The sequence below is a fragment of the Gelidibacter sp. F63206 genome, from assembly GCF_023015735.1.
The window spans coordinates 23,171-32,767 of the sequence record NZ_JALKAU010000078.1 but is presented as its reverse complement, the minus strand read 5'-3'; the positions used below and the strand labels follow the sequence as shown (position 1 = coordinate 32,767).

At 36.4% G+C, this 9,597-nt stretch carries 11 protein-coding genes and 1 pseudogene; 8 read left to right on the top strand and 4 right to left on the bottom strand.

The genetic code is table 11. The features are described from left to right. Both MWU32_RS04480 and MWU32_RS04475 read right to left on the bottom strand, forming a co-directional pair. A pseudogene (locus tag MWU32_RS04480) lies at positions 1-426 on the bottom strand (protein-(glutamine-N5) methyltransferase, release factor-specific); the annotation flags it as partial. Further along, a complete protein-coding gene (locus tag MWU32_RS04475; protein WP_246938160.1) occupies positions 426-917 on the bottom strand; it encodes a GNAT family N-acetyltransferase in 492 nt (163 codons plus the stop codon). The pseudogene MWU32_RS04480 and the gene MWU32_RS04475, both read right to left, overlap by 1 nt. Before the next feature lie 35 nt (positions 918-952). On the opposite strand from MWU32_RS04475, the gene ribD reads away from it, so the two are divergent. The 4 genes from ribD to MWU32_RS04455 are packed head-to-tail and all read left to right on the top strand — an operon-like array spanning position 953 to position 4,118. Then, complete coding sequence (gene ribD / locus MWU32_RS04470; protein ID WP_246938159.1) at positions 953-2,032, top strand: bifunctional diaminohydroxyphosphoribosylaminopyrimidine deaminase/5-amino-6-(5-phosphoribosylamino)uracil reductase RibD; 1,080 nt, start codon at positions 953-955, stop codon at positions 2,030-2,032. Further along, positions 2,025-2,636 carry an HAD family hydrolase gene (locus MWU32_RS04465; RefSeq protein ID WP_246938158.1) on the top strand — a complete coding sequence of 204 codons (612 nt, stop codon included), beginning with the start codon at positions 2,025-2,027 and terminating at the stop codon, positions 2,634-2,636. The genes ribD and MWU32_RS04465 overlap by 8 nt, the downstream gene beginning before the upstream one ends. Next, positions 2,633-3,496 (top strand): EamA family transporter, encoded by an 864-nt coding sequence (locus tag MWU32_RS04460; RefSeq protein WP_246938157.1) that lies wholly within the window; start codon positions 2,633-2,635, stop codon positions 3,494-3,496. The genes MWU32_RS04465 and MWU32_RS04460 overlap by 4 nt, the downstream gene beginning before the upstream one ends. 1 nt (position 3,497) lies before the next feature. Continuing rightward, positions 3,498-4,118 carry an IMPACT family protein gene (locus MWU32_RS04455; RefSeq protein ID WP_246938156.1) on the top strand — a complete coding sequence of 207 codons (621 nt, stop codon included), beginning with the start codon at positions 3,498-3,500 and terminating at the stop codon, positions 4,116-4,118. Here the strand turns inward: MWU32_RS04455 and MWU32_RS04450 are convergent. Beyond that, positions 4,115-4,525, bottom strand: coding sequence for an acyl-CoA thioesterase (locus tag MWU32_RS04450; RefSeq protein ID WP_246938155.1), 411 nt, complete (start codon positions 4,523-4,525; stop codon positions 4,115-4,117). The genes MWU32_RS04455 and MWU32_RS04450 overlap by 4 nt on opposite strands. 190 nt (positions 4,526-4,715) lie before the next feature. Here MWU32_RS04450 and dnaA point away from each other — a divergent pair, with 190 nt between their 5' ends. From dnaA to MWU32_RS04430, 4 genes are all read left to right on the top strand, one after another. Then, positions 4,716-6,143, top strand: a complete 1,428-nt coding sequence (gene dnaA / locus MWU32_RS04445) for a chromosomal replication initiator protein DnaA (RefSeq protein WP_246938154.1) — start codon at positions 4,716-4,718, stop codon at positions 6,141-6,143. A gap of 140 nt (positions 6,144-6,283) precedes the next feature. Further along, positions 6,284-6,739: a low molecular weight protein-tyrosine-phosphatase gene (locus MWU32_RS04440; RefSeq protein WP_246938153.1), complete on the top strand. Its 456-nt coding sequence runs from the start codon at positions 6,284-6,286 to the stop codon at positions 6,737-6,739. A gap of 60 nt (positions 6,740-6,799) precedes the next feature. Then, positions 6,800-8,203 (top strand): PQQ-dependent sugar dehydrogenase, encoded by a 1,404-nt coding sequence (locus tag MWU32_RS04435; RefSeq protein WP_246938151.1) that lies wholly within the window; start codon positions 6,800-6,802, stop codon positions 8,201-8,203. Beyond that, positions 8,203-8,919, top strand: a complete 717-nt coding sequence (locus tag MWU32_RS04430) for an SAM-dependent methyltransferase (protein WP_246938149.1) — start codon at positions 8,203-8,205, stop codon at positions 8,917-8,919. Before MWU32_RS04435 ends, MWU32_RS04430 begins: the two co-directional genes overlap by 1 nt. On the opposite strand, the gene MWU32_RS04425 is transcribed toward MWU32_RS04430, so the two are convergent. Beyond that, entirely contained in the window at positions 8,920-9,588 is a 669-nt protein-coding gene (locus MWU32_RS04425; RefSeq protein WP_246938147.1) for a peptidoglycan-binding protein LysM, read from the bottom strand. Between the last annotated feature and the right edge of the window lie 9 nt (positions 9,589-9,597).

Here is a 9,597-nt window from a genome sequence, read left to right as displayed (position 1 = left end):
GAACACCTTGTCATTGGGTCTGTTTTTTGCTAAAGAGATAGCAATACATCCCGTTCCGGTGCCAATATCAAGAATAGATAAGCTTTCAGTTTTGGATTTGGAAATATCCGTTACCCATTGCACCAACTCTTCGGTTTCAGGTCGTGGGATCAATGTGTTTTCCGTAACCTTAAATGGCAAACCATAAAACTCAGTAGATCCTATAATATATTGAATCGGTTCTTGGTTTTTAAGTCTTGTGATGGCATTGTCAAACTTTTCCGTTTTTTTTCCCGAAATAGGTAAATACAGATTTAGGCTAACCTCCACTCGTTTCATTTTCAAATAACACTCGGACAACAAATTAAAAAAAGATTGAATTTCGGTTTCAGGGTAGTCCTCTTTGAGTGACGAATAGAAGTGTTCGCGTAGTGTTTTTAATAGCATTATAATATTTTTAGCATCCAAACATTACATGAATAATGTCCCGTATCCCCCAATGGACCTTTCAAAGGCTCAAATCCAGATTTGACATAAAGTTTTGTGGCATCTTTCATATAAGGAAAGGTTTCGAGATAGCATTTTTCAAAACCAAACGATTTGGCTTTTTCCAAACATACCTCCATCATTTTCATACCCAGTCCCTTCCCTCTTGCCTCGGGCAAAAAATACATTTTCTGCAACTCACAAATTGGACCTTTATAATTCTCTAATGGAGCTACTCCAGCGCCTCCAATAATTTTTCCCTGATCTTCAACCACAAAATAAGCTGTTTTGTACTTATTATAAGTAGTGGTCATTTCATCAAGCGCCTTATCGGCATAAGCCGTTCCTACTTTCGGCACACCCATTTCAATCAAAACCGCACGAATAACCTCTGCCACTTGGGTGTCATCTTCTGTTTTAATTTCTCTGATCAAGATAGCCTCTTTGCTCACAATAATATGTTATTTTTGTTTCGATAATTATCGGGATGAATATACATGAAAAATATATAAAACGTTGCATCGAAATCGGCAAAAATGGACTGGGGACTACAGCTCCAAACCCAATGGTGGGATGTGTTATCGTACATGGCCAAATGATTATTGGAGAGGGTTTTACAAGTCCATATGGGGGCGCCCATGCTGAAGTGAATGCCATTAATAGCGTGAAAAACCCGAGCTTACTTCCAAAATCAACACTTTATGTGACCTTAGAACCCTGTTCTCATTTTGGAAAAACTCCACCCTGTACCAATGCCATAATCAAATTTAAAATTCCCAAGGTGGTTATCGGCACTACGGACACACATAGTGCCGTTGCAGGAAAAGGCATTGAAAAACTGAAGGCTTCAGGATGTGAAATTATTGTAGGCGTTTTGGAAGATGAAGTCAAAGCTCATCACAAGCGTTTTTTTACGTTTCACAATAAAAAACGCCCCTATATCATATTAAAATGGGCGGAAACTGCCGATGGTTTTATTGCACCCTCATCAAGGGATGAACAAAAACCAGTTTGGATTACCAATCAATCTTCACGACAGTTGGTACATAAATGGCGCGCCGAAGAACAAGCTATTTTAGTAGGAACGAATACGGTCATTGAAGATAATCCCAGCTTGACCACGAGGGATTGGTACGGCAGAAATCCAATACGTATAGTTTTGGATAAGAACTCACGTTTATCCATAGATGTCGCTGTTTTCGATGCCAAGGCAAAAACGATTAGAATAAGTGAAAAGCAAGAAGAATGTATTACGGAGACTGAACCTGATAATTTGGAGTTAACTTGCCAGTCAGTAATCACGGAGTACCTTAAATGGGATTTTAAAGATAAAATTGCCCATCAAATTTGTACGATTCTTTTTAAGCATGACATTAATTCTGTCATTATTGAAGGCGGACGCCAAACCCTTCAAACTTTTATAGATGAGAATTGTTGGGATGAAGCACGGGTTTTCAAAAGCACCGCGAATTTCATAACCGGCACAAAAGCGCCCCACATTTCTGGCAGGTTACTTTCTGAAGAAAAAATCATCAACGACACCTTAAAACTTTATACCAATGATTAGAAACATCATATTTGATTTTGGAGATGTATTTATCAATCTAGATAAAAAGGGCGCTAAGGAAAATGCGCTCAACTTATTTGAAATGAATGAACTCTCAGATGAAATACACGCCATAAATACTCTTTATGAACAAGGCCTTATGAGCACAGATGAGTTTCTGGAGTTTTATTTGGATAATTTCCCTGACCACGACAGGGACACGCTTTTAGATTCCTGGAATTATATTTTAAGGGATTTTCCATTGCACAGATTGGAGTTTTTGGAACAGTTGGCGGCGGGCAAAAAGTATAAACTTATTTTATTGAGCAACACCAATGAATTGCATATCAACTGGGTAAAAGAAAACATAGGTTTTTACGAAGAATTTAAAGCACATTTTGACGCCTTCTACCTTTCACATGAAATCCAACTAAGAAAACCTAACGCCAATATTTACGAATACGTTTTAAAAGATAATAGTATTAAAGCCGAGGAATCCCTGTTTATTGATGATACTGAAGAAAATATTATTTCTGCTTCAAAATTGGGCATCCACACATGGCATATCAATCCAGAAACTGAGGATATAACGACCTTATTCTCAACCAAAAAAGAACTATTTTGATCTACCTTATTCTCAGTATAACGGCGTCATTATTCATATTTGTCGTTTTTAAACTACTGGAGAAATTCGAGGTCAATACCTTTCAAACTATTGTAGTCAATTATATAGTAGCCTTTAGCTTTGGTCTTTTCACTGCTCGAGATGCGATAGCTATCAACTCCATATTTGATGCTGAGTGGTTTTTAGGGAGTATTATTGTAGGCGCTCTATTTATAGGTCTTTTCACCATGATGGCATGGACCGCTCAGAAAAACGGGCTTTCTGTGGCTTCTGTGGCCTCAAAGATGAGTGTCATTATTCCGATCATTTTTGGAGTCATCTTATTCCGAGAAAGTATTGGGTTTCAAAAAATCAGTGGTATAGTTTTAGCTTTCATTGCGGTGTATCTGGTTTCAGTAAAGTCAAAAACTACGGTTAATTTCAGAAAAAACCTTTTGCTACCATTAGCTCTCTTTTTAGGTTCAGGACTCAGTGACACCTATATCAATTACTTACAGCGAACCTCCATTTCCGAAGAGAATATACCTTTGTTTTCGGCTTGTGTTTTCGGATTTGCAGGACTAATCGGGATGAGCATTTTAGCCGTTAAAAAATTTCGCAACCAATTGCAACTGGATTCAAAAAGCATTCTTGGAGGTTTAGCCTTAGGACTTTTCAATTATGCTTCCTTATATTATATCATTAAAGCACTACAATCTCAAAATATGGAAAGCTCTACTTTTTTCACCATAAATAATGTAGCTATAGTAATGATATCAACATTAATTGGCCTTTGGGTTTTTAAGGAGCATTTAACCAATAGGAATTGGACGGGAATTGGATTGGCACTTATTGCCATTTATTTAGTAACTTTTGCATGATATGACAGAAAAAGACACCTACAAAACCATAGCCAAATCTTCAATTGAAGTTCAGTTTAAAGAGAAAAACAGTAAGTTTTTAGGGTATGCATTTCCAATCAAAACGGAAGATGATGTCAAAATCCATCTTGAAAATCTTAAAAAACAACATCATTCTGCCAGACATTGGTGCTACGCCTATCAGCTGGGAATTCTTGAAAATCAATACCAATTTAGGGTCAATGATGACGGAGAACCGAACAACAGTGCGGGAATGCCTATTTATGGCCAAATCCAATCGTTTGAAGTCACCAATGTATTGATTGTTGTGGTCAGGTATTTTGGAGGTATAAAATTGGGGGTTGGCGGACTTATAACCGCTTATAAAACGGCTGCCCAAATGGCATTAGAGCATTCTAAAATCGTCACCAAAACTATAAATCAAGAGATAGAACTCAAATTTGAGTATAAAGACATGAACAAAGTGATGCGTGTTATCAAAGAAAAAAACCTAAAAATATCACGACAAACTCTAGAATTGACCTGCGTAATAATTATTTCGGTCAGATTAAAAAATATAAAAAGTGTTTTAGAAGCTTTCGAACCAATTTTCGGAGTGGAATTAAAAATTTTGGACGATTAATTCCGCAGTTTGTCTAAAAGATATTTAGGACATCTTGTAGGCCTATTCCTACTAACATCGATAAATACCAATTCGGTATTTCCTTTGGTTAAAATTTCCCCCGATTGATTTGTGATTTCGTAATCAAATTCAATACTTGCAGAAGGCAATTTTACCAACTGAGTTTTCACTTTAATAAGGTCATCGTAACGCGCTGGCTTTTTGTATTTTACATTTAGACTTACTACGGGCAACATGAGACCTTCCTTCTCCATACTTTTATAGGAAATTCCAAATTTCCTCAACCACTCTACCCTACCAACCTCAAAGTATTGGGCATAGTTTCCGTAATAGACAATCCCCATTTGGTCAGTTTCAGCATAACGCACTCTAAGTTCAATTTCGTGGTAATATAAAGGATTTGACATCTTTGTTTGGTTTATTTTTTGTATTTTCATCGCGGATTAAACATGGGGATTTAATTCTGAATATTCAATAGCATTTGATTTTTTTTTTCAGAAATTTGTTCACATATTTGTCTCGGAAATTATTCAAGAGAAAACACAAATTTCTCTTTTTTTGCTAATCTGACTAACAACAAAAAATTAACTTTTTACAATGGAGGTAACTGCGCAATCGGTTTGGAAAAATTGTCTATCATTTATAAAGGACAACATCCAACCCCAAGCATATAAAACTTGGTTTGAACCTATTACAGCAGTAAAGCTTACTGACAATGCCCTGAGCATCCAGGTACCTAGTAAATTCTTTTACGAATGGCTGGAAGAGCATTACGTAAAAATCCTAAAAGTAGCCTTAAACAAAGAACTTGGAGAGCGGGCAAAATTAGTATATGTCATAAAAATGGAGAACACTTATGGCAATAAACAACCTTTTACTGAAAAAATACCAAGTTCCAATAGAAGCGCAGTAAAATCTCAAGATGTTGATATTCCGCTAAAAAATAAAAATCCAGAATTAAAAAACCCATTCATCATACCAGGAATTAGAAATGTAAAAATTGAATCTCAACTCAATCCTAATTACAATTTTGAAAATTTCTTAGAAGGCGACTCCAATCGTTTAGCGAGAAATGCCGGATTGGCTGTGGCGAATAAACCAGGAGGGACCTCTTTTAACCCACTTTTGATCTTTGGTGGTGTTGGTCTTGGCAAAACCCATTTAGCCCATGCCATTGGTATAGACATTAAAGATAAATATCCGGAAAAAACAGTACTTTATATTTCTGCCGAAAAATTCACACAGCAGTACATAGATTCTGTCAAGAAGAACAATAGAAATGATTTCATTCACTTCTATCAAATAATTGATGTTTTAATTATTGATGATGTTCAATTCTTATCCGGTAAAACAGGAACTCAAGATGTATTCTTCCATATTTTCAATCACTTACACCAGAATGGGAAGCAGGTCATCCTAACATCTGATAAAGCACCTGTAGACATGCAGGATATTGAACAACGTTTATTATCCCGATTTAAATGGGGGCTTTCCGCTGAATTGCAAAGTCCTGATTTTGAAACACGTGTCTCCATTTTAAAGAATAAATTGTATCGTGATGGTGTGGAAATGCCTGATGATATAATTGAATATGTAGCCAAACATATCAAAAGCAATGTAAGGGAACTTGAAGGTGCCATTATCTCCTTAATAGCCCAATCTTCATTCAACAAAAAAGAGATTACCATAAGCTTAGCTAAGGAAATTGTCGAGAAATTTGTTAAAAACACCAAACGTGAGGTATCCATCGATTATATTCAAAAAGTAGTTTCAGATTACTTCCAAATGGATGTTGACACCTTACAATCCAAAACAAGAAAAAGACATATTGTACAAGCGAGACAGTTAGCCATGTTTTTTGCAAAAAAATATACTAAGGCATCATTGGCCAGCATTGGATCCCAAATTGGCAAACGTGACCACGCCACTGTTCTTCATGCTTGCAAAACAGTTGACAACCTCTCTTCTACTGACAAACAATTCAGAAAGTATGTTGAGGACATTGCCAAGAAATTGTCACTCTAAAAAGCTGTATTCGTATAGAAACCCTTCAACTTCTGATCAAAAACAAGAAGTCTCTTAGCAGTTTGAATAGCAAATGTAAATTGTCAATCTATTTGCCTTAATCACTCTGTTTGGAGGAATTAACATAAAACTTAATTATCATGACAAGAATCTTAATGGTTTGTTTGGGAAATATCTGCAGATCACCATTAGCGCATGGCATTCTTGAATCCAAATTGCCTGCCGACAAATTTAAAGTTGACTCTGCCGGAACAGCCAATTATCATATAGGTAAATCACCCGACCATCGTTCCATTGCAATTGCAAAAGCGAAAGGACTGGACATTTCCAATCAAAAATGCAGACAATTTGAACTTTCAGATTTTGACAATTTCGACATTATCTATGTCATGGATCAATCCAACTATGATAATGTTGTGAAATTGGCAAGAAACGCAGAAGATATCGCTAAAGTGAAACTAATTCTACAGGATGCTGAAACATCCATTGGGCACGAAGTTCCAGATCCTTATTGGGGAAATACTCAAGACTTTGAGGATGTCTTTATTCTTTTGGATGATGCCTGTGAAAAAATTTCCTACAATTTAAATACCTAACTATATTATACCTCTTTATTTTTTTCGTAGTTTAGGGCTAACTTTTTAAAAATGAAGATTATGAATAGAGTATTTTTTTTTATTGCGCTTGTATGTAGTGCCCAAAGTTATGCACAAGAGATTGAATTGGAATTATTTGCAACGGGCGTCTCAAATACGGTAAATATTCAACATGCCGGAGATTCTCGATTATTTGTTCTTGATCGTGATGGCCTCATACAGATCGTAAATGAAAACGGAATACTTAATAATCAGCCATTTTTAAATATCAATGACAAGGTCAGTGATGGTAAGGATGAACGCGGGCTTCTGGGCTTGGCATTTCATCCTAACTATGCTTCAAACGGATATTTTTATGTGAATTACGTCAACAACAGCTTAGAAACGATTATTTCGAGATTCTCCAGAAGCAACTCTAACATTCAACTTGCAGATCCAAATTCAGAGCTTATTCTTATGAAAATCCCACAACCTTATACAAATCATAATGGTGGTGAAATTGTTTTTGATAATAACGGATTTCTTCTTATTGCTCTTGGCGATGGGGGCGACAGTGGAGATCCGCAGGATAGGTCTCAAAATCTTGGAACCTTTTTAGGGAAACTTTTAAGAATCGATGTAAACAACCCACAAAATGGAAACAATTACGGTATCCCCAACAATAACCCTTATGTTGATAATCCCAATGCATTAAACGAAATTTGGGCTTCTGGCCTCAGGAATCCTTGGAAATTCTCAATTGACAAAACAACCAATGATATATGGATTGCGGATGTTGGTCAATTAAAATTTGAAGAAATCAATAAAGCCTCCGCTTCCGAAGCAGGTCTTAACTACGGATGGCGATGTTACGAAGGAAATAACACATATAATACCAGCAATTGCCCCGATGTTAATACCCTAACCTTTCCTATTGCTGAATATTCACATGATAACAGTGGTCGTTTCAAATGTTCTATTACTGGGGGTTACAGATATAGAGGTACTGCACAACCAAGTCTTAGAGGTATTTATTTTTTTGCTGACTATTGTAGTTCCGAAATTGGAATGCTCAAAGAAGATAATGGAAATTGGTCAATGTCCTTTACTGAACCTTTTAGTGGCAATAACTGGACTACCTTCGGTGAAGATGTTAATGGCGAATTGTACATTGGAGATATAAGTTCTGGATCAATTTACAAAATAAAGGATGCAACTATGGGTATAGAGGAAACTGCCCTTTCACATATCAAACTCTATCCAAATCCTGTTAACGATGAACTAACTATAGATTTTGGTACGGCAAATACGCAAATATCTGAGGTATATGTCTATAATATTCAAGGACAACAGATCAAGACGTTGATCACTTTCGACAATAATTCATCAAAGATTTCCACTAAAAGCATGGCTAAAGGGATGTATATTATGGAGATTTTAAATGATGCTGGCCAAAAAACAACCCGAAAATTTGTTAAGAATTAATGAAACCAGACTTCGGTAAGCTATATTTAATTCCTACAGATTTAGGTGAGGATCCCGTTTGGGAAGTCTTGCCCTCTTCGATAAAGAAAATCATAGATCTTACTAACGACTATATTGTCGAAAATGAAAAATCCGCAAGACGTTTTATCAAAAAGATCCATCCCGAAAAATCACAACCTTCTCTTGAATTAAAAATTCTGAATAAGTTCACCTTAACCTCTGAAAAGTCGTCTTTTTTAGATGCTTGCAAAGAAGGGAGACCTATGGGACTATTATCTGAGGCAGGATGCCCTGCAATTGCAGATCCAGGATCTGACATTGTCATGTTGGCACATCAGAACAAGATCCAAGTAGTGCCACTAGTGGGTCCATCATCCATTATCATGGCATTAATGGGCTCTGGCATGAACGGACAAAGCTTTGCTTTTAATGGCTATTTACCCATCGATAAAAACGAAAGAAAAATAGAATTGAAGCGTCTGGAAAAATTATCCAATGATCAAAACCAGAGTCAAATGTTTATCGAAACGCCTTATCGGAACAATAAAATGTTAGAGGATTTGTGCTCAACCCTACATCCGCAAACCAGGCTCTGTGTGGCCTGCGACCTTACCTTGGCTACAGAGTACATAAAGACATACAACGTTAAAGACTGGAAACACATCAAAGTGGACCTGCACAAACGTCCTGCCATATTTATCATTCACAAGGACTGATTATAAATTGGCCTTTGCTTTTTGATTGGGTTTTATGAACGAGGTATCGTATCCGGAAAATCGTTTCATATAATAAGAAATAGACGTCCCATAAGCATCGGAAAGATTATACCCTCCGCGACTTCTTAAGAATTTCTTTACACTTCCCGGTCCAGCCAAATGTGCAGCCGCAAGTATACCCGATTCGGTAATTGTAGTGCCATGAATTTCTGTACCCACAAAACGTGCAATATCTTTTCTTAATATCCACTTATTTCGCTCTGAATTGGCTAAGAATGCTTTCTCTTGCAATTCTGGCGTGTACAAAAAGTATTCTGGATTATAAACCCCCAGTAACTTTAATGTCTCGGCTCCAAATTGATATTTACCTAAATACCCCAAATCATTCACCGTAAAATAATTTCCACGAGATTCTTTAAACGCAAGCGCTTCCTTAAACCCTAAATAGGACTTGCCTAAATATGGGAAAAACTTATTATAATTTGTGTTTTGGGATGATTGTTCAAAAGTGGCAGAAAGTGCGATATCCTCCGAAACTGTGTAATTTAGTTCTAATCCTTCAGTAGAAAAATTAGTCATATCTACAGTCGTTTTTGGAAAAAGTGTCGTGATTAAAATGACACAAATTGCAAAAGGGATAACAAAATAATTAGTGATCTTTTTTAACATAATTCCTAA

What these genes read in the sequence shown, in the direction of transcription:
- MWU32_RS04465 (WP_246938158.1), top strand. Translation starts at nt 2,025, where the DNA reads ATGATTAGAAACATCATATTTGATTTTGGAGATGTATTTATCAATCTA.
- MWU32_RS04430 (WP_246938149.1), top strand. Translation starts at nt 8,203, where the DNA reads ATGAAACCAGACTTCGGTAAGCTATATTTAATTCCTACAGATTTAGGT.
- MWU32_RS04435 (WP_246938151.1), top strand. Translation starts at nt 6,800, where the DNA reads ATGAATAGAGTATTTTTTTTTATTGCGCTTGTATGTAGTGCCCAAAGT.
- dnaA (WP_246938154.1), top strand. Translation starts at nt 4,716, where the DNA reads ATGGAGGTAACTGCGCAATCGGTTTGGAAAAATTGTCTATCATTTATA.
- MWU32_RS04440 (WP_246938153.1), top strand. Translation starts at nt 6,284, where the DNA reads ATGACAAGAATCTTAATGGTTTGTTTGGGAAATATCTGCAGATCACCA.
- MWU32_RS04455 (WP_246938156.1), top strand. Translation starts at nt 3,498, where the DNA reads ATGACAGAAAAAGACACCTACAAAACCATAGCCAAATCTTCAATTGAA.
- ribD (WP_246938159.1), top strand. Translation starts at nt 953, where the DNA reads ATGAATATACATGAAAAATATATAAAACGTTGCATCGAAATCGGCAAA.
- MWU32_RS04450 (WP_246938155.1), bottom strand. Translation starts at nt 4,525, where the DNA reads ATGTCAAATCCTTTATATTACCACGAAATTGAACTTAGAGTGCGTTAT.
- MWU32_RS04425 (WP_246938147.1), bottom strand. Translation starts at nt 9,588, where the DNA reads ATGTTAAAAAAGATCACTAATTATTTTGTTATCCCTTTTGCAATTTGT.